At 70.8% G+C, this 18,153-nt stretch carries 17 protein-coding genes and 3 tRNA genes; 11 read left to right on the top strand and 9 right to left on the bottom strand.

Annotated features, from left to right (window positions below):
- The first annotated feature begins 12 nt into the window (after positions 1-12).
- Positions 13-87, top strand: a tRNA-Asp gene (locus OG776_RS22410).
- A 317-nt stretch (positions 88-404) separates the two neighbouring features.
- The gene (locus tag OG776_RS22405; protein ID WP_329322423.1) at positions 405-593 is read left to right on the top strand and encodes a DUF6274 family protein; all 189 of its coding nucleotides are present in this window, start codon (positions 405-407) and stop codon (positions 591-593) included.
- 526 nt (positions 594-1,119) lie between these two features.
- On the opposite strand, the gene bldC is transcribed toward OG776_RS22405, so the two are convergent.
- Positions 1,120-1,326: a developmental transcriptional regulator BldC gene (gene bldC, locus OG776_RS22400; RefSeq protein ID WP_003949541.1), complete on the bottom strand. Its 207-nt coding sequence runs from the start codon at positions 1,324-1,326 to the stop codon at positions 1,120-1,122.
- A gap of 694 nt (positions 1,327-2,020) precedes the next feature.
- Positions 2,021-2,869, bottom strand: coding sequence for a hypothetical protein (locus OG776_RS22395; protein WP_148009152.1), 849 nt, complete (start codon positions 2,867-2,869; stop codon positions 2,021-2,023).
- Positions 2,870-3,114: 245 nt separating this feature from the next.
- Between OG776_RS22395 and OG776_RS22390 the strand changes: the two genes are divergently transcribed.
- Together OG776_RS22390 and OG776_RS22385 are read left to right on the top strand one after the other, a co-directional pair.
- A complete protein-coding gene (locus OG776_RS22390) occupies positions 3,115-4,203 on the top strand; it encodes a Leu/Phe/Val dehydrogenase (RefSeq protein ID WP_329322420.1) in 1,089 nt (362 codons plus the stop codon).
- Positions 4,204-4,548: 345 nt separating this feature from the next.
- Complete coding sequence (locus OG776_RS22385; protein WP_037615441.1) at positions 4,549-4,803, top strand: DUF3073 domain-containing protein; 255 nt, start codon at positions 4,549-4,551, stop codon at positions 4,801-4,803.
- A 186-nt stretch (positions 4,804-4,989) separates the two neighbouring features.
- Here the strand turns inward: OG776_RS22385 and purM are convergent, their stop codons facing one another.
- From purM to purS, 7 genes are all read right to left on the bottom strand, one after another.
- Positions 4,990-6,090, bottom strand: a complete 1,101-nt coding sequence (purM, locus tag OG776_RS22380) for a phosphoribosylformylglycinamidine cyclo-ligase (protein WP_329322418.1) — start codon at positions 6,088-6,090, stop codon at positions 4,990-4,992.
- 43 nt (positions 6,091-6,133) lie between these two features.
- Positions 6,134-7,660, bottom strand: a complete 1,527-nt coding sequence (gene purF, locus OG776_RS22375) for an amidophosphoribosyltransferase (RefSeq protein WP_329322416.1) — start codon at positions 7,658-7,660, stop codon at positions 6,134-6,136.
- Between the two features lie 61 nt (positions 7,661-7,721).
- Positions 7,722-8,513: an META domain-containing protein gene (locus OG776_RS22370; protein ID WP_148009156.1), complete on the bottom strand. Its 792-nt coding sequence runs from the start codon at positions 8,511-8,513 to the stop codon at positions 7,722-7,724.
- Between the two features lie 78 nt (positions 8,514-8,591).
- Positions 8,592-9,425, bottom strand: coding sequence for a sterol carrier family protein (locus tag OG776_RS22365; RefSeq protein WP_148009157.1), 834 nt, complete (start codon positions 9,423-9,425; stop codon positions 8,592-8,594).
- A gap of 109 nt (positions 9,426-9,534) precedes the next feature.
- Positions 9,535-11,811 (bottom strand): phosphoribosylformylglycinamidine synthase subunit PurL, encoded by a 2,277-nt coding sequence (gene purL, locus OG776_RS22360; protein WP_148009158.1) that lies wholly within the window; start codon positions 11,809-11,811, stop codon positions 9,535-9,537.
- Positions 11,808-12,488, bottom strand: coding sequence for a phosphoribosylformylglycinamidine synthase subunit PurQ (gene purQ / locus OG776_RS22355; protein ID WP_148009159.1), 681 nt, complete (start codon positions 12,486-12,488; stop codon positions 11,808-11,810). Before purQ ends, purL begins: the two co-directional genes overlap by 4 nt.
- Positions 12,485-12,751: a phosphoribosylformylglycinamidine synthase subunit PurS gene (gene purS, locus OG776_RS22350; protein WP_148009160.1), complete on the bottom strand. Its 267-nt coding sequence runs from the start codon at positions 12,749-12,751 to the stop codon at positions 12,485-12,487. Before purS ends, purQ begins: the two co-directional genes overlap by 4 nt.
- A 361-nt stretch (positions 12,752-13,112) precedes the next feature.
- Here purS and OG776_RS22345 point away from each other — a divergent pair, with 361 nt between their 5' ends.
- The 7 genes from OG776_RS22345 (at position 13,113) to OG776_RS22315 (ending at position 18,131) form a co-directional block, all read left to right on the top strand.
- Complete coding sequence (locus tag OG776_RS22345; protein WP_148009161.1) at positions 13,113-13,430, top strand: histone-like nucleoid-structuring protein Lsr2; 318 nt, start codon at positions 13,113-13,115, stop codon at positions 13,428-13,430.
- Positions 13,431-13,598: 168 nt separating this feature from the next.
- Positions 13,599-13,670 (top strand) — tRNA-Gly (locus OG776_RS22340).
- 67 nt (positions 13,671-13,737) lie between these two features.
- Positions 13,738-13,813 (top strand) — tRNA-Gly (locus OG776_RS22335).
- Positions 13,814-14,121: 308 nt separating this feature from the next.
- Positions 14,122-15,144, top strand: coding sequence for an ABC transporter ATP-binding protein (locus OG776_RS22330; protein ID WP_148009162.1), 1,023 nt, complete (start codon positions 14,122-14,124; stop codon positions 15,142-15,144).
- The gene (locus OG776_RS22325) at positions 15,141-15,941 is read left to right on the top strand and encodes an ABC transporter permease (RefSeq protein WP_148009163.1); all 801 of its coding nucleotides are present in this window, start codon (positions 15,141-15,143) and stop codon (positions 15,939-15,941) included. The genes OG776_RS22330 and OG776_RS22325 overlap by 4 nt, the downstream gene beginning before the upstream one ends.
- Before the next feature lie 22 nt (positions 15,942-15,963).
- Positions 15,964-17,496, top strand: a complete 1,533-nt coding sequence (locus OG776_RS22320; RefSeq protein WP_329322409.1) for a sensor histidine kinase — start codon at positions 15,964-15,966, stop codon at positions 17,494-17,496.
- Positions 17,493-18,131: a response regulator transcription factor gene (locus OG776_RS22315; RefSeq protein ID WP_329326471.1), complete on the top strand. Its 639-nt coding sequence runs from the start codon at positions 17,493-17,495 to the stop codon at positions 18,129-18,131. The genes OG776_RS22320 and OG776_RS22315 overlap by 4 nt, the downstream gene beginning before the upstream one ends.
- The last annotated feature ends 22 nt before the right edge of the window (positions 18,132-18,153 follow it).

Below are 18,153 nucleotides of genomic sequence, written 5' to 3'. Positions count from 1 at the left end.
ACTGCGAAACCTGGTCCTGTGGAGCAGTTTGGAGTGCTCGCCACCCTGTCAAGGTGGAGGCCGCGGGTTCAAATCCCGTCAGGACCGCAGTAGATACGAGAGCCCGGGTCTTCGGACCCGGGCTCTCGTGCGTCCGGTGCCCCTCCGTGCCCGGCGTCCCTCCGTGCCCGGCGTCCCTCCGTGCCCGGCGTCCCTCCGTGCCCGGTGTCCATACGTGTCCGGCACCCCCGTGCGTACCGCACCCCGTGCGTGCGGTGCCCCCGTACGCCTCTCCCGGGCGTGCTCCCCCCCACGCGTCCCGTGCCCCCGGGCGTGGCACCGCCCGCCGCGCTCCCGCGTCTTGACGACGCCACCTTCCCCCGGTACCCCGGAAGCCAGGGCTCTCGACCCCTTGGAGGTGGCCCATGGCGGCATCGGCCCGGCACGAGACGCGCGCCCTGCTCCGCGCCCATTTGTCGGCCGCCTCCGGGTACCGCCATCTGACGCGGCACTGCCCGATCTGCCATCAGCTCCTGCGACTGGCCACGGAACCCGCGGCGCTCGGGGAGGAGGACGAGATGGCGGCCGAGGACGAGACTCCCTCCAAGGCCTGAGCCCTCCGGGGAATACACCCGCGCTCCAACTCCTTTAGCGCAGGGGCGTCGTGAGCGACAAGGACTCTGGCATGTGACGGGTGTCACCGCATAAGTTTTCAGAAGAGCGAAACTTACACCCCACCTACAACTGGTCAATTTAATATGTGCAATTGCACCACCTGTCGAGGACTCCCACAGGAGATCCGACACCCCTCCCCAGACCCACACAAGGCCGCGCACAGACCCTCCGTACCGCCCACGCACCCGCCCTCCGGTCACCCGCACGGGGCGTCGAGGCGGCTCGCCCGGGGCGCCGACGGAGCACCGGGAGGGCGGCGGCGGCCCCGGCTCGGGACCCGGGCGGGGCACAAAAAAATCGCGCTGGACCCGGCGGAGTCCAGCGCGATCGACGACGCACCCTTGTCACGAGTGGAACTGGGTCGGGCGTGAGCCCTGTTGGGGCAGGACCCGCGTCGCTTGAAGCTGTGGTTCGGACCCTCCGGCGGGTTGGGGGAGCTGCCGGATTGTCCGGTTATGTAGTTGTTCAGGCCTCGCTGCGCTGCTGCGGAATGCCCGCGAGCAGTGCACGGACCTCCGCTTCGCGGTAGCGGCGGTGCCCGCCGAGCGTGCGGATCGACGTGAGCTTGCCGGCCTTCGCCCACCGCGTGACCGTCTTGGGGTCGACACGGAACATGGTGGCAACCTCAGCCGGGGTCAGCAGCGGCTCGGCATCAGGGGTGCGAGCGGTCATGAGCGGCCTCCTCGGGAGAACCGAACCTTCTCGGTTCTTTCCTCTAAATTCTGCACCTTGACCCGCGTTGCCCGAAATGGCGGACGCGAGTCGAGTCGGTTATAGGACGAACGGCTTGTCCTCGGCACTACAACTACACCATCCGTCCAGCCGCGTCGGCCAAACCGATGGAATTGCCCTCCCAGGTGTTCATCAGCGACGGAAGCCGATGGACCATGCCATAGCGGACAGTCACGACACTGTGACGATCAGTCACAGGACGATCAGGAGTCACCAGACCCCCCATAGCGTGCAATGCGGAGATTCCACCCGAACACGGGTAGAAGGAGTCCTCCCCGGACTCCTTGTCCTATTTTGGCACGGGGAGGGGTAAGCGATGCAAGAGCCAGGTAAGTGCCATCCGTCACGCTTGACACGCCGTTGACGCAAAAGACCGGATCGGGACCTACGTCCCGTAGTCAGGACGTACGTCCCACAGTGGCACCTCTTCGGCGTGCCAGGACCATACGTCAGTTCGGTTGCCGTCGGCCGAGATCCGCGTCACAGGGCACGGGCAGGACCATGACGCGACCCCGACGGCACCGCCTGCCGCACCGGCCCACCGCGTCGCGCCCGCCCCGCCCGTCCCGTCGACCCCGCGCAGCACGCGGGTCCCGGACGGTCCACCCGGTCCACCGGATCCACCCGGCGGACCTCAGTTCGACGACTGCCGGTCCCGGACCGAGCGCCAGCGCTCCACCAGCCGTCCGTACGCCTCGCCCGCGGTGGCGCCGTCCCCGCTCCGCAGCGCCTCGATGCCCTCCGCGACGTCCGCCGCCGAGTGGTCGTCCTCCAGCTGCCCGGCCGGCAGGGCGTGCACCAGACCGCCGTAGTCCAGCTCGACCAGCGAGCGCGGGTGGAACTCCTCCAGCCAGCGCCCCACGTCCACCAGGCCGTCGATGAGCGGCCCTTCGTCGAGGGTGTCGCGCAGTGTCTTCAGCGCCCGCGCGGTCCGCCGGCGGGCCTGCACCATCGGCGTCCGGTAGCGCAGCACCGGCGCCACCCCGTCGCCGCCCGTGCCCTTCTCGTACTCCCGCTCCTCGTCGGAGACGAGCACGAACCAGTTCAGCGGCACCTGCCAGGTCGAGGTGCGGATCCACGGACGGGCGTCGGGGTTGCGGGCCATCCACCGCTCGTAGTCCAGCGCGGCCTGACGCCGGACGAGCGGGGGCAGCACCGCGTCCAGGACGGGCGCCGGCAACTCCTCGGCGAGTTCACCCAGCGCCTGCCAGCCGCGCAGCCGGGTGCGCCACGGGCAGACGCAGACCACCCCGTCGACCTCCAGCACGAACGCGTCCGCGCTCTCGTGCACCGGCACGGGGATCGGCGGCGTGGGGAGCAGATCGGCCAGGGAGCGGCGCAGTTCGTCCTGGTACGACGGACGCCGCGCGCGCCGGGCGTAGCGCGCCCAGTGGCCGCGCTCCGGCTCCGCGAAGGCGGCCAACGGTTCGTAGACGCGCAGATAGGACGCGTACGGGACGACCACCGAGGACACCTTGGGCACCTCTGCTCCCTCCCCATCGGACCGGACACGAAACCCGGACGGGACCGTGTCCCACCGGCGCACGAGCGACCGGGAAAACACAGCAGATCGTCCCACGGCCGTGCGGAAACGTACTCCGGGAGAAGGTGATCCTGAACACTGCGCGGATGGTGACCGGGCACAGGCTCTACCCTCGTGCCCACGGGCGCCCGCCATCCGCACGGGCACCGTCCTCAACCGCCGCTACTTACCTGGGAGTCACCACAGTGACCGACGTAACCGACGGCGTCCTGCACACCCTGTTCCACTCGGATCAGGGGGGTCATGAGCAAGTCGTGCTGTGCCAGGACCAGTCCAGCGGCCTCAAGGCCGTCATCGCCATCCACTCCACCGCCCTGGGCCCCGCCCTCGGCGGAACGCGTTTCTACCCGTACGCGAGCGAGGAGGAGGCCGTCGCCGACGCGCTGAACCTCTCGCGCGGGATGTCGTACAAGAACGCCATGGCCGGTCTCGACCACGGTGGCGGCAAGGCCGTCATCATCGGCGACCCCGAGCAGATCAAGAGCGAGGATCTGCTGCTGGCCTACGGCCGGTTCGTGGCCTCGCTGGGCGGGCGTTACGTCACCGCCTGCGACGTCGGCACCTACGTCGCCGACATGGACGTCGTGGCCCGGGAGAACCGCTGGACGACCGGCCGTTCGCCGGAGAACGGCGGCGCGGGCGACTCGTCGGTGCTCACCGCCTACGGGGTCTTCCAGGGCATGCGGGCGAGCGCCCAGCACCTGTGGGGCGACCCGACGCTGCGCGGCCGCAGGGTGGGTGTCGCGGGCGTCGGCAAGGTGGGCCACCACCTCGTGGACCATCTGCGCCAGGACGGCGCCGAGGTCGTCATCACGGACGTGCGGCCCGAGTCCGTGCGCCGGATCCTGGACAAGCACCCGACCGGGGTCACCGCCGTCGCCGACACCGAGGCGCTGATCCGCGTGGAGGGGCTAGACATCTACGCCCCCTGCGCGCTCGGCGGGGCCCTGGACGACCACTCCGTACCGGTCCTCACGGCCCGGATCGTGTGCGGCGCCGCCAACAACCAGCTCGCGCACCCGGGCGTCGAGAAGGACCTCGCGGACCGCGGCATCCTGTACGCGCCGGACTACGTCGTGAACGCGGGCGGTGTCATCCAGGTCGCCGACGAGCTCCACGGTTTCGACTTCGACCGGTGCAGGGCGAAGGCCGCGAAGATCTTCGACACCACGCTGGCCATATTCGCACGTGCGAAGGAGGACGGGATTCCACCGGCCGCCGCGGCCGACCGGATCGCCGAGCAGCGGATGGCGGAGGCACGGCTGCGCGGCTGACGGAACCGGACAATCGGAACCTCTTATTCCGGCTCATTTTCCGCTTGCCGGCCGCTTGTCAGCTGCTTGTCAGGGACCCGCCGAGGGGACACTGGGAGAGAACTCTCACTCCTGTCGGCGGGTCGGGAGCCCAGAAGAGGTTAAAATCGCGGTTGACCAGCGGGGACAGGGCACCTCGCAGGTTCTGGGCGAAGGCGCGTCCTGCGGGCGACGTACCGTATGGGCGCGGGCTCAGGTACCGTGGAAGCCCTACGGACCGGTCTCTCCACGGAGAGCCCGTTCCAGATCATGAACGCGTGTCAAGACTCTGGGGCCACCGAGCCCCGTATCCGAGGGGGTCGAGCCATGGGGCGCGGCCGGGCAAAGGCCAAGCAGACGAAGGTCGCCCGCCAGCTGAAGTACAGCAGCGGCGGGACTGACCTCTCGCGCCTGGCCAATGAGCTGGGCGCTTCGACTTCGAGCCAGCCGCCGAATGGCGAGCCGTTCGAGGACGACGACGAGGAAGACGACCCGTACGCTCAGTACGCGGATCTCTACAACGACGACGACGAGGACGAGGACGACCAGTCCGGTCCCCAGTCTCAACGTCGCGGCGCTTGACGCAACAGCGTCCCTCGCGGATTCCGCGATCTCCCGTAGCAGATTCAGCTGGGCGGACTTCTGCCGACAGATCTTCGCCGCCGGTCATCCGTCGGCGGGTTCTGTCGGCAGAATTCTGACGAGAACCGCACTTCACCCGGTCCGGTGCAGCAGCGCCGGACCGGGTTTTGTGCTGCCCGGCGGGCATCAGCTCGCGTAGTCGCCGATCAGGGCCGCGCCTGTCGTGTGCTCGCCGCGCTCGGTGATCTCACCGGCGATCCAGGCGTCCACACCGCGGTCCCCGAGGGTGGCGAGCGCCGCGTCCGCCGATTCCTCGGGGACGATCGCGATCATGCCGACGCCCATGTTCAGCGTCTTCTCCAGCTCCAGCCGTTCGACCTCGCCGGTCCGGCCGACCAGGTCGAAGACGGGCGCCGGGGTCCAGGTCTCGCGGTCGACGATCGCGTGCAGACCGTCCGGGATCACCCGGGCCAGGTTCGCCGCGAGACCGCCGCCGGTGACGTGGCTGAAGGCGTGCACCTCGGTGGTCCGGGTGAGCGCCAGACAGTCCAGCGAGTAGATCTTGGTGGGCTCCAGCAGCTCCTCGCCGAGCGACCGGCCGAACTCCTCGATGTGCTGGTCGAGGCTGAGGCTCGCCCGCTCGAAGAGGACGTGCCGGACGAGGGAGTACCCGTTCGAGTGAAGTCCGGAGGCGGCCATGGCGATCACCGCGTCCCCGGAGCGGATACGGTCCGCCCCGAGCAGCCGGTCGGCCTCGACCACGCCGGTACCGGCGCCCGCGACATCGAAGTCGTCCGGACCCAGCAGGCCCGGGTGTTCCGCCGTCTCGCCGCCCACCAGGGCACAGCCCGCGAGGACGCAGCCCTCGGCGATGCCCTTCACGATGGCCGCGACGCGTTCCGGGTGGACCTTGCCGACACAGATGTAGTCGGTCATGAAGAGCGGCTCGGCGCCGCACACCACGATGTCGTCCATGACCATGGCGACCAGGTCGTGGCCGATGGAGTCGTACACGCCGAGCTGTCGGGCCAGGTCGACCTTGGTGCCCACGCCGTCCGTGGCGGAGGCGAGCAGCGGGCGCTCGTACCGCTTCAGGGCGGAGGCGTCGAAGAGGCCGGCGAAGCCGCCGAGGCCGCCGAGGACCTCGGGGCGCTGCGTCTTCCTCACCCACTCCTTCATCAGCTCCACGGCGCGGTCGCCCGCTTCGATGTCGACGCCGGCGGCCGCGTAGGAGGCACCGGAGGGGCGGCCCGCCGCCGGAGACGACTGATCAGAGACAGAAGACATTGCCTGGGATCTTTCGGGTTGGTGAAACGGGGCTCTGCGGCACTTACGGGCGACGGATGGCGTCAGCCGCGGCCGTGGCTGCGGGACCCGCGGCCAGCTCGGTCTCCAGGAGCTGCTTGCCGAGCAGTTCGGGGTCGGGAAGCTCCATCGGGTACTCGCCGTCGAAGCAGGCGCGGCACAGGTTCGGCTTGTCGATGGTGGTGGCCTCGATCATGCCGTCGAGGGAGATGTACGAGAGCGAGTCGGCGCCGAGCGAGGTGCCGATCTCCTCGATGGTCATGCCGTTCGCGATCAGCTCGGCGCGGGTCGCGAAGTCGATGCCGAAGAAGCAGGGCCACTTCACGGGCGGGGACGAGATCCGGATGTGGACCTCGGCGGCGCCGGCCTCGCGCAGCATGCGCACCAGCGCGCGCTGGGTGTTGCCGCGAACGATCGAGTCGTCGACGACGACCAGCCGCTTCCCCTTGATGACTTCCTTCAGGGGATTCAGCTTCAGACGGATGCCCAGCTGCCGGATGGTCTGCGAGGGCTGGATGAAGGTCCGGCCCACGTAGGCGTTCTTCACCAGACCCGCGCCGAAGGGGATGCCGCTGGCCTCCGCGTAACCGATGGCGGCGGGCGTCCCGGACTCCGGGGTCGCTATCACCAGATCGGCCTCGACCGGGGCTTCCGCGGCGAGCTTGCGGCCCATCTCGACACGCGACAGATAGACGTTCCGGCCGGCGATGTCCGTGTCCGGACGGGCCAGGTAGACGTACTCGAAGACACAGCCCTTGGGCTTCGCTTCCGCGAATCGGGAGGTCCGCAGGCCGTTCTCGTCGATGGCGACGAACTCGCCCGGCTCGATCTCCCGGACGTACGCGGCGCCGCAGATGTCGAGGGCGGCGGACTCGGAGGCGACCACCCAGCCGCGCTCCAGCCGGCCGAGGACCAGCGGACGGATGCCCTGCGGGTCGCGGGCCGCGTACAGGGTGTGCTCGTTCATGAAGACGAGGCTGAAGGCGCCCTTGACCTGCGGGAGGACCCTCGCGGAGGCCTCCTCGACGGTCAGCGGCTTGCCGTCGTCGTCGACCTGGGCCGCGAGCAGCGCGGTGAGCAGGTCCGTGTCGTTGGTGGCGGCCACCCGGGTGGTGCGGCCGTCCTGCTTGGGGAGGTCGGCGACCATCTCGGCGAGCTGCGCCGTGTTGACCAGGTTGCCGTTGTGGCCGAGCGCGATGGAGCCGTGCGCGGTGGCACGGAACGTCGGCTGGGCGTTCTCCCATACGGAGGCGCCGGTGGTCGAGTAGCGGGCGTGACCGACCGCGATATGACCCTGGAGCGAACCGAGCGAGGTCTCGTCGAAGACCTGGGAGACGAGACCCATGTCCTTGAAGACGAGGATCTGGGAGCCGTTGCTGACCGCGATACCCGCGGATTCCTGGCCTCGATGCTGGAGGGCGTAGAGCCCGAAGTAAGTGAGCTTGGCGACCTCTTCACCCGGGGCCCAGACTCCGAAGACGCCGCAAGCGTCCTGGGGGCCTTTCTCGCCGGGGAGCAGATCATGATTGAGTCGACCGTCACCACGTGGCACGACACCGAGTGTAGGCGAGATCGACCACTGGTCCGAATTGGGGATACGGGCCCGGAACGGCTCACTCCTCGGCGACCGCCGTCACCTGCGTGCCGTTTGCGCTGGTCAGAGCGAGGCTGCGGTGATCCAGCACGTAGTCCACCGTGCCGTCGAAGAGGCGCAGCAGCGTCCGCTCGGTGTCCATGAGTGAGGCGTCGCACACCATCCGGGTGGTCCTGGGGGCGCCGAGGGTGATATGTCCGTCGCGGACGGTGGCCTTCGCGGACACGCTGTTGCAGCCGAGGCGGCCGGAAAGCGATCCCCGGTGCCCGTCCAGGACGAGGTACGCGGAGGCTCCGGCGGGCAGGGACCCGGCCACGTCGCCGCCGCCCACGGACGTGATGGTCCACTTCGTGCCCAGGAGGGGGGCGTCCGCCTCCCTGGTGAGGGCGACGCGGTCGCCTGCGTGGGTGGTGAGGGTGAGGCCGTCGCCCTCGACCGCGGTGGTGAGCGTGTCCCCGTCGAAGGCGCGGGCCAGACCCTCCTCGAAGGCCATCGGGGTCTTCCCGCAGGCCATCTCCGTCGTCCGCAGGGAGCCGAGGTCGAGGCGGTCGCCCCGGACGGTGGCCGTCGCTCCGAAGCCGTTGCAGCCGAGGTTGCCGCTGACCCGGCCGTCCCGGTCGATCCGCAGATAGGCGCCGCCCGGCGAGCGGGTGGTCCGCCCGTCGACGGTGAGGCTGTCGACGTTCCAGTGGACACCGGTGACACCACCGTCCCCTGCCACGCCGACGGACGACGGGTCCGTCCCGGTGCCACAGGCCACGGCGAGCGGAAGCAGGGTCAGGACGCTGAGGGTCAGTCGCTGCTTGTCCATGGCGATGGGACGGGACGGGTGGGGTGGTCGGTTCCCCCGGGCCGGCGGGAGCCCGTCGCGGCGGCGTGCGGGCGCCGGTCAGCCCATGAGCGGCAGCAGCGGGCCGAGGTCCGCCCGCTCCCCGCTCGCGGCGACCCTGGCCTCGTCCAGCGCCGTCCGCCAGTCCGTCCGTCCCGTCGCGAGCCGGATCCAGGTCAGCGGGTCCGTCTCGACGACGTTGGGCGGCGTGCCCCGGGTGTGCCGGGGGCCCTCCACGCACTGCACGACGGCGTACGGCGGGATCCGCACCTCCGTCGACGCGCCGGGCGCCTTCGCGGCGAGCGCGTCGGCGAGCAGCCGGGTGCAGGTCGCCAGGGCCTGCCGGTCGAAGGGGATGTCGGTCCCGGCGGCGCGGTTCAGGTCGTCGGTGTGCACGACGAGCTCAACCGTGCGCGTGACGAGGTAGTCGGCGAGGGTCATGGCGCCGGTGGGGGCGCCGGCCTCCGCGGTGGAACCGGCGGTGCGGCGGAGGGTGGCGAGCGGCCGCCCGTCGGGGGCGGCGGCCAGCTGTTCGGCGAACCGCTCCCCGACGCGGGCGTAGAGCGCGTCCAGGTCGGGGTGGTCCGCGGCCAGCCGGCGCGTGCCGGCGGCGATGTCGTCCGCCCGTCCGGCGGTGGCGAGCGGCCAGTCGAGCAGCGCGACTTCCCGGCCCGCGGGTTCCGGCTGGTCGAGGCCCCGGCTGACGTTCTCCAGGGCCGTCGTGACGTGCGCGGCCAGTTCCCGCACGCTCCAGTCCCCGAGGCCCGAGGGGCGCGCCAGCCGCTCCTCGTCGAGGCCGCGTACGCCGTCGCGCACATGGGCGAACTGCGCGAGCACCGCCGCGCGGGTCTTGACGGGGTCGTAGGCGCGGGCGCGTTTCCTGGCCGGAGGCATGATCCCCAGGGTAGGCGGTGGGGGGCCGCGCTCGGTGGGCACGGGCGTGCGAAGGCCCCGGCCGGGATTCCTCCCGGCCGGGGCCCCGAGGGCTCCGAGGGCTCCGGTGCTACGCGAGCAGCGCCGGGATCGTCCCCTCGTGCGCCGTGCGCAGCTCCGTCAGCGGGAGCGTGAACTCGCCCTGCACCTCGACCACGGCGGTGGCGTCGGCCTCGGTGCCGTCCACGACACCGACGCGGGTGACCGGCAGGCCGCGCGCACCGCACATGTCGTTGAAGCGCAGCTCCTCCGACCGCGGGACGGCGACGACCGCGCGGCCCGCCGACTCCGAGAAGAGGAAGGTGAACGCGTCGAGCCCGTCCGGTACGACCAGTCGCGCGCCCTTGCCGCCGAGCAGCGCCGATTCGACCACGGCCTGGATCAGACCGCCGTCGGACAGGTCGTGCGCGGAGTCGATCATGCCGTCGCGGGAGGCGGAGATCAGGATCTCGCCGAGCAGCCGCTCGCGCTCCAGGTCGACCCGCGGAGGCAGTCCGCCGAGGTGGTCGTGGACGACCTGCGACCAGGCCGAACCGCCGAACTCCTCGTGGGTGTCGCCGAGCAGGTAGAGGAGATGGCCCTCCTCCTGGAAGGCGACCGGCGTGCGGCGGGCGACGTCGTCGATGACGCCCAGCACGGCCACGACGGGGGTCGGGTGGATGGCGGCCTCGCCCGTCTGGTTGTAGAGCGAGACGTTGCCGCCGGTCACCGGGGTGCCCAGCTGCAGGCAGCCGTCGGCGAGACCGCGGACGGCCTCGGCGAACTGCCACATGACGGCCGGGTCCTCGGGCGAGCCGAAGTTCAGGCAGTCGGAGACGGCGAGCGGCTTGGCACCGGTCGTCGCCACGTTGCGGTAGGCCTCGGCGAGCGCGAGCTGCGCACCCGTGTACGGGTCGAGCTTCGCGTACCGGCCGTTGCCGTCCGTGGCGATGGCGACGCCGAGGCCGCTCTCCTCGTCGACGCGGATCATGCCCGAGTCCTCGGGCTGCGCCAGCACCGTGTTGCCCTGCACGAAGTGGTCGTACTGGGAGGTGATCCAGGACTTGGAGGCCTGGTTGGGGGAGCTCACCAGCTTCAGGACCTGGTCCTTGAGCTCCTCGCCGGTCGCCGGCCGCGGCAGCTTGTTCGCGTCGTCGGCCTGGAGGGCGTCCTGCCACTCGGGGCGGGCGTACGGGCGCTCGTAGACCGGACCGTCGTGCGCGACCGTGCGCGGGTCGACGTCGACGATCTTGCCGCCGTGCCAGAAGATCTCCAGCCGGTCGCCGTCGGTGACCTCACCGATGACGGTGGCGATGACGTCCCACTTGTCGCAGATCTCCAGGAACCGGGCGACCTTCTCCGGCTCGACGACCGCGCACATGCGCTCCTGCGACTCGCTCATGAGGATTTCCTCGGGAGAGAGCGTCGAGTCCCGCAGGGGTACGTCGTCCAGGGTGACGCGCATGCCGCCGGAGCCGTTGGACGCCAGCTCACTGGTGGCGCAGGACAGGCCGGCCGCGCCGAGGTCCTGGATGCCGACGACCAGCTTCTCGGTGAAGGCCTCCAGGGTGCACTCGATGAGGAGCTTCTCCTGGAAGGGGTCGCCGACCTGGACGGCGGGACGCTTCGACGGCTTGGCGTCGTCGAAGGTCTCCGAGGCGAGGATCGACGCGCCGCCGATGCCGTCGCCGCCGGTGCGGGCCCCGTAGAGGATGACCTTGTTGCCCGCGCCGGACGCCTTGGCGAGGTGGATGTCCTCGTGCCGCATGACGCCGATGGCACCGGCGTTGACCAGCGGGTTGCCCTGGTAGCAGGCGTCGAAGACGACCTCGCCGCCGATGTTGGGCAGGCCCAGGCAGTTGCCGTAGCCGCCGATGCCCGCGACGACGCCCGGCAGGACGCGCTTGGTGTCGGGGTGGTCGGCCGCGCCGAACCGCAGCGGGTCGACGACGGCGACCGGGCGGGCGCCCATCGCGATGATGTCGCGCACGATGCCGCCGACGCCGGTGGCCGCGCCCTGGTAGGGCTCGACGTACGACGGGTGGTTGTGCGACTCGACCTTGAAGGTGACGGCGTAGCCCTGGCCCACGTCCACGACACCGGCGTTCTCGCCGATGCCGACGAGGAGCGCGTCGGACTGCGGGGCCTTCTCGCCGAACTGGCGCAGGTGCACCTTGGACGACTTGTACGAGCAGTGCTCGGACCACATGACGGAGTACATGGCGAGTTCGGCGCCGGTGGGCCGGCGGCCGAGGATCTCGACGACGCGCTCGTACTCGTCCTTCTTCAGGCCCAGTTCGGCCCAGGGCAGCTCGACGTCGGGGGTCGCGGCCGCGTTCTCGACCGTGTCCAGAGGCGTGCGGCTCATGCGGTGACCAGCTTCTTGAGGATCGAGGTGAAGAAGGGGAGGCCGTCGGTGCGGCCGGAGCCGACGAGGGGCTCGACGGCGTGCTCCGGGTGCGGCATCAGACCGACGACGTTGCCCGCCTCGTTCGTGATGCCGGCGATGTCGCGCAGCGAGCCGTTCGGGTTGACGTCGACGTAACGGAACGCGACCCGGCCCTCCGCCTCCAGCATGTCGAGCGTGCGCTCGTCGGCGACGTACCGCCCGTCCATGTTCTTCAGCGGGATGTGGATCTCCTGGCCGGACGTGTACTCGGCCGTCCAGGAGGTGCCCGCGTTCTCCACCCGCAGCTTCTGGTCGCGGCAGATGAAGTGGAGGTGGTTGTTGCCCAGCATCGCGCCGGGGAGGAGGTGCGCCTCGGTGAGGACCTGGAAGCCGTTGCAGATGCCGAGCACCGGCAGTCCGGCCTTCGCCTGGTCGATCACGGTCTCCATCACGGGCGAGAAGCGCGAGATGGCGCCGGCCCGCAGATAGTCGCCGTACGAGAATCCGCCCGGCAGCACCACGGCGTCGACCTGCTTGAGGTCCTTGTCCTTGTGCCAGAGGGCGACGGGTTCGGCGCCCGCGAGCCGGATCGCGCGCTGGGTGTCACGGTCGTCGAGGCTGCCCGGAAAAGTGACGACCCCAATACGAGCGGTCACTTTCCTGCCTCCACCTTCTCGTCCTCCACCTTCACGGTGAAGTCCTCGATCACGGTGTTGGCGAGGAAGGATTCCGCCAGTTCACGGATGCGGGCGAGCGCGGCGTCGTCGACCGGTCCGTCCACTTCCAGTTCGAATCGCTTTCCCTGACGTACGTCGGAGACGCCTTCGAAACCGAGACGCGGCAGTGCACGCTGCACCGCCTGGCCCTGGGGGTCGAGGATCTCCGGCTTGAGCATGACGTCGACTACGACGCGTGCCACTGGCACTCCCGGTGTGTGGTGCTGAGCAGGTCCCTTCAGACTACCCGTACAAAATTTCTACCCGCGTAGATTCGTAGAATCGTACGTGACCCCGATCACGATCTCGCATCGGCACGGGGGCCCGCACGGAAAATCCTGGGAAAAACCGCTGAAGAGCGGTGGGACCCCATTGCCTCCGGACACGCGGAAGGATTTAGTCGGACTTCACAATGCAATGCCCGGCACTGTACAAAGGAATTGGCAATAGCCGATACTTTGCCCAATAACAGCCGGACAGTCGACATCTCCCCGACAACTCCGTGACGTCCACGCACGTCATGGGGCGTGATCGCAGAGGTGTCGCACGAAGGGACCGATATTCGTGGCGCAGCGTGTCGTGGTCACTCTCTTTGACGACATCGACGGCTCGGAAGCGGCGGAGACGATCGCCTTCGGACTCGACGGCAAGTCGTACGAGATCGACCTCAATCCAACCAATGCCAAGAAACTGCGTAAGGTCCTCGCGCCCTACGTCGAGGCCGGCCGCAAGCGGTCGAAGTCCGGGAAGGCCTACACGCACACCGCGTTGACGCCCGACCCGGCCGCGGTCCGCGCCTGGGCCCGCTCCAACAAGCTGGACGTGCCGCCGCGCGGCCGCATCCCCAAGAAGGTCTACGAGGCGTTCGCCGAGGCCCACTGAGGCCCGCGCCCCTCCTCGCGCCGGGGCGCCCCCCACCGCCGGGGGTGCCCACGAGGGCCCGTCAGCGGCCCCCCGCGGCAACCGACTTGCGCAGACCCCCAGGTGATCAGCTACAGTCTGGAACACGCCGAGGGGCAAGGCCGAAAGGCCCGAACCCCGAGGAGTCACGCGGGTGTAGTTCAGTAGCAGAACATCCCCCTTCCAGGGGGAAGGCGCAGTGTGCAATTCCTGTCACCCGCTCTGCAACCCTTATCGATCAGGTAGGGTGGTGCTCGCACCGATCGGTGAAAGCCGGTCGGGAGAAAATGCGGACGTAGCTCAGTTGGTAGAGCGCAACCTTGCCAAGGTTGAGGTCGCGAGTTCGAGCCTCGTCGTCCGCTCCAGGAAGTAAAGACCCCGGTCAGTCGACCGGGGTCTTTCTCGTATGTCCGCCCGACCCGTGATCCGCCCGAGGTGTCCACGATCCGCCGCCCGCCCCGCACATGTGCCGAAAGCGCGTGTCCGCGTCGCGTGATGAGGGTCCGTGCCCGGGGCGTGTGCCGGAGGACCTTCCCGAAGGACCCGGCCATCCCTCGGAAGCCGGCGGAAGGGATCGACGGGAAGCACCGGCGTACGGGCGACTGACATGTGTCATGCGGAGTGATGACACCGCGCACTGCTGACGCGCCGGGTCCACGGGGACGCTGATTCCATGAACACGAACGAGCACGACGAGGTGATCGAGGTCACCGATCTGCGGCGCGTGTACGGGGGAGAATTCGAGGCCGTGCGCGGAATCACCTTCTCCGTGGGCCGTGGTGAACTCTTCGCACTGCTGGGGACGAACGGGGCGGGCAAGACCTCCACGGTCGAGCTGCTGGAGGGCCTCGCCCCACCGGCCGGCGGACGGGTCCGGGTCCTCGGGCACGACCCGTACGAGGAGCGTGCCGCCGTCCGCCCCCGGATCGGCGTGATGCTGCAGGAGGGCGGCTTCCCCTCCGAACTGACGGTCGCCGAGACCGTACGGATGTGGGCGGGCTGCACGAGCGGGGCACGGCCCGCGGACGAGGCACTTGACCTGGTGGGGCTCACCCGGCGGTCCCGGGTACGGGTGAAGCAGCTGTCCGGGGGCGAGAAGCGCCGCCTGGACCTGGCGCTCGCCCTCCTCGGCCGCCCCGAGGTCCTCTTCCTCGACGAACCGACGACCGGGCTGGACGCCGAAGGGCGCCGGGAGACCTGGGAGTTGGTACGGGAGCTGCGCGACACCGGCACCACCGTGCTGCTGACCACGCACTACCTGGAGGAGGCGGAACAGCTCGCCGACCGGCTCGCGGTGCTGCACGAGGGGCGCATCGCGGCCGCCGGCACCCCCGCCGAGGTGACCGCGTCCCAGCCGTCCCGGATCTCCTTCGAACTGCCCGCCGGCTACTTCCTCGGCGACCTGCCGCCGCTCGGCACGCTCGGCGTGACCGGCCACGAGACGGCCGGCCGGACCGTCAGGCTGCGCACCGACGAACTCCAGCGGACCGCGACGGAGCTGCTGGTGTGGGCCCGCGGTGAACAGGTCGACCTGCGGGGGCTCGACGTACGCCAGGCCTCCCTGGAGGAGGCGTTCCTGCGCATCGCGCGGGACGCGGCCGGCGCGGGCTCCGGATCCGCGAACGGGTCCGGGTCCGGGTCCGGGTCCGGCGACCGTGGGGCCGGGGCGACGGCGGAGACGGGGGTCGCGGCATGAGCGCGGCGACCGCGACCGCTCCCCGTGCGGGGACCACCACGGCGGCCGGGCGGATGGCAGCGCTGGCGCGCGCCGAGCTGACCCTGCTGAGCCGTACCAGGGCGACGCTCGCCGCCGCCGTGTTCGTGCCGGTGGCCCTGCCGTTCAGCCTGCGCTCGACCGTCGGCCAGATGGATCTGAAGGGCACCGGCCTCTCGGTCGGCTCGGTCGTCCTGCCGTCCTCCGTCGGCTTCTCCCTCCTCTTCGCCGTCTACGGCTCACTGGTCAGCGTGTACGCGGCCCGCCGCGAGGAACTCGTCCTCAAACGACTGCGCACCGGCGAACCGCGGGACGCGGAGATCCTCGCGGGCGCGGCCCTGCCTTCGCTCGCGATCGGTCTCCTACAGTGCCTGGCCCTGACCGTCGCGTGCGCCGCCGTGCTGCACGTCGGGGCGCCCGAAGCCCCCCATCTCGCCGTCCTCGGACTGCTCCTGGGCCTGGCGATGTGGCCTCCGCTCGCGGCCGTCACCGCGAGCCTCAGCCGGAGTGTCGAGGGCGCGCAGGTGGCCGCCATGCCCCTGACGCTGCTGTCCCTGCTCGGTTCGGGCACGTTCGTCCCCCTCCAGATGATGCCCGGCGCGCTGGCCTCGGCCTGTGAACTGCTGCCCCTCACCCCGGTGATCACCCTGGTCCGCGGCGGCTGGACCGGCGGCCTGTCCGCGCACGACGCCCTGGGCGCGATCGGCACGGCGGTGGCCTGGATCGTGTTCGCCGTGTTTGCTGTACGGCGGTGGTTCCGCTGGGAGCCGCGGCGGTGACCACGGACCTTCGGAGGTCGGCATGAGCGGGCCGGGAGGCTGGTGGCGGGGCAAGAGCACGCCGGCGAAGGTCGAGACGTACACACGGTGGTCGTTCCACTTCTTCGCCCTGATCGAGGTCGTCTCGATCGGACTGCCCCTGTTCTCGAACGTGTCCGGCACGCTGCCGTGGTTCCTGTTCCCGCTGGTGTGCGCGCACTCCGTGCTCTGCGCCGCGACCGCGTCGAGGGCGCTGGACTGGGCGCGCGGCACCCGGGAGCGTCCCCGGCGGATGCTGATCGCGCTGGCGGCGGCCACCGCCCTGGTGGCCGTGGTGGCGCTCACCCTCTCGGGCACGGACTGGCGTCCGGCGACCGACGCCGAGGTACGGCTGGGCGCCTCGATGTTCGTCGGCGTCATCGCCTTCGGCACCGGCACCCTCGCCCTCGGCACCCGGGACCGGCGCCGGATGACGCATGTGGTGTTCGGGGCGACGGTGGGCGCGGGCGCGGCGTCGTTCCCGCTCGGTTTCCCCGGGCCGGCCGCGCTGATCACCGCCGCCACGGTCCTGCTCGCCGCCGGGTTCCTCACCTTCACCGCCGCCTTCTCCGTCTGGCTGCTCGACGCCGTGTACGCGCTCGACGCGGCCCGCGAGACCCGGGCCCGCCTCGCGGTCGCCGAGGAACGGCTGCGTTTCGGTCGCGATCTGCACGACGTGATGGGCCGCAACCTCGCGGTGATCGCGCTGAAGAGCGAACTCGCCGTCCAGCTGGCCCGGCGCGGCCGGCCGGAGGCCGTGGACCAGATGACCGAGGTGCAGCGGCTGGCCCGGGAGTCGCAGCGCGAGGTGCGGGAGGTCGTACGCGGCTACCGCGAGGCCGATCTCGCCGTCGAACTCGCGGGCGCCCAGGGCGTGCTGAAGGCCGCGGGCATCACCTGCGAGGTGACCGGCTCCACGGCGGGACTGCCCGCGCAGGTGCAGTCGGCGCTCGCCTGGGTCGTACGGGAGGCGACCACGAACGTGCTGCGGCACGGGGACGCGCGGCGGTGCGGGGTCTCGCTTCGGGTGACGGAGGGGACGGTCGTCCTCACCGTGGAGAACGACGGAGTGCCGGACGCGGCCGCCGCGGCCCCCCGCGCGGAGGCGGACGCCCGGCCGGGCGGGGAGGACGCCGGGCGCGGCGGGGGCTCCCGGCCGGAGGGGGCCTCGGGAACGGGTGACGGCCCGCGGCCGGGTGGCGGCACGGGAACCGGTGGCCGCACGGGAACGGGTCGCGGCACGGGAACGGTTGGCGGTTCCGGGCTCGTGGGCCTGCGGGAACGGCTGACCGCGCTGGACGGGACCCTGCGGGCCGGGCCGGCCGACGGCGGCACGTTCCGTCTGACCGTCGAGGTCCCGATGCCGGACCGGCCGGGACCGGAAGCGCATCTCCCCGACCGGAATCCGCCGGGACCGGAGCTGTCCGGCCCGCGTCCGCCGGAACCGGGCCCCTCCGAGCCGTCCGAGCCGTCCGGGCCGATGCCGGGTCCGTCCGAGGCGCCCCTGTCGCGTCGAGTGAACGAGGTCGGATCATGACACCCCTCCCGCCCCCGCCCCCCGTACCGCCCGTCCGTCTGCTGCTCGCGGACGACGAGCACCTGATCCGGGGAGCGCTCGCCGCGCTGCTGGCGCTGGAGGACGACCTGGTGGTGGTCGCCGAGGCGGCCACCGGGCCCGAGGCGCTGGCGATGGCGCGGGCGCATCTGCCCGACGTCGCCGTGCTCGATCTCCAGATGCCGGGGGCGGACGGTGTGAGCGTCGCCACATCGCTCCGGGCCGAACTCCCCGGCTGCCGGGTGCTGATCGTGACGAGTCACGGACGGCCCGGTCATCTGAAACGGGCCCTCGCGGCAGGTGTGCGCGGCTTCGTCCCGAAGACCGTCAGCGCCCAGCGGCTCGCCGAGATCATCCGTACCGTGCACGCGGGAAACCGCTACGTGGACCCGGAGTTGGCCGCCGACGCGATCTCCGCCGGGGACTCCCCGCTGACCGCGCGGGAGGCCGAGGTCCTCGAGTTCGCCGCCGACGGGGCGCCCGTCGCGGAGATCGCGGAGCGGGCCGCCCTGTCGCAGGGAACGGTACGGAACTATCTGTCGTCCGCCGTCTCCAAACTCGGCGCGGAGAACCGCCACGCGGCAGTGCGTCTCGCACGGCAGCGAGGTTGGGTATAGTTGCTCTCGCACCACAGCGCAC

This window comes from Streptomyces sp. NBC_01689 (genome assembly GCF_036250675.1).
Lineage (GTDB): Bacteria > Actinomycetota > Actinomycetes > Streptomycetales > Streptomycetaceae > Streptomyces.
The sequence above is the reverse complement of the archived record's forward strand: the minus strand, read 5'-3'. Positions and strand labels throughout refer to the sequence as shown.

Excerpts from the sequence above, each read along its gene's own strand:
- OG776_RS22405 (WP_329322423.1), top strand. The coding sequence starts at position 405 with ATGGCGGCATCGGCCCGGCACGAGACGCGCGCCCTGCTCCGCGCCCAT.
- bldC (WP_003949541.1), bottom strand. The coding sequence starts at position 1,326 with ATGACCGCTCGCACCCCTGATGCCGAGCCGCTGCTGACCCCGGCTGAG.
- OG776_RS22315 (WP_329326471.1), top strand. The coding sequence starts at position 17,493 with ATGACACCCCTCCCGCCCCCGCCCCCCGTACCGCCCGTCCGTCTGCTG.
- OG776_RS22385 (WP_037615441.1), top strand. The coding sequence starts at position 4,549 with ATGGGGCGCGGCCGGGCAAAGGCCAAGCAGACGAAGGTCGCCCGCCAG.
- purL (WP_148009158.1), bottom strand. The coding sequence starts at position 11,811 with ATGAGCCGCACGCCTCTGGACACGGTCGAGAACGCGGCCGCGACCCCC.
- OG776_RS22325 (WP_148009163.1), top strand. The coding sequence starts at position 15,141 with ATGAGCGCGGCGACCGCGACCGCTCCCCGTGCGGGGACCACCACGGCG.
- OG776_RS22320 (WP_329322409.1), top strand. The coding sequence starts at position 15,964 with ATGAGCGGGCCGGGAGGCTGGTGGCGGGGCAAGAGCACGCCGGCGAAG.
- OG776_RS22370 (WP_148009156.1), bottom strand. The coding sequence starts at position 8,513 with ATGGACAAGCAGCGACTGACCCTCAGCGTCCTGACCCTGCTTCCGCTC.
- OG776_RS22330 (WP_148009162.1), top strand. The coding sequence starts at position 14,122 with ATGAACACGAACGAGCACGACGAGGTGATCGAGGTCACCGATCTGCGG.
- purM (WP_329322418.1), bottom strand. The coding sequence starts at position 6,090 with ATGTCTTCTGTCTCTGATCAGTCGTCTCCGGCGGCGGGCCGCCCCTCC.
- OG776_RS22365 (WP_148009157.1), bottom strand. The coding sequence starts at position 9,425 with ATGCCTCCGGCCAGGAAACGCGCCCGCGCCTACGACCCCGTCAAGACC.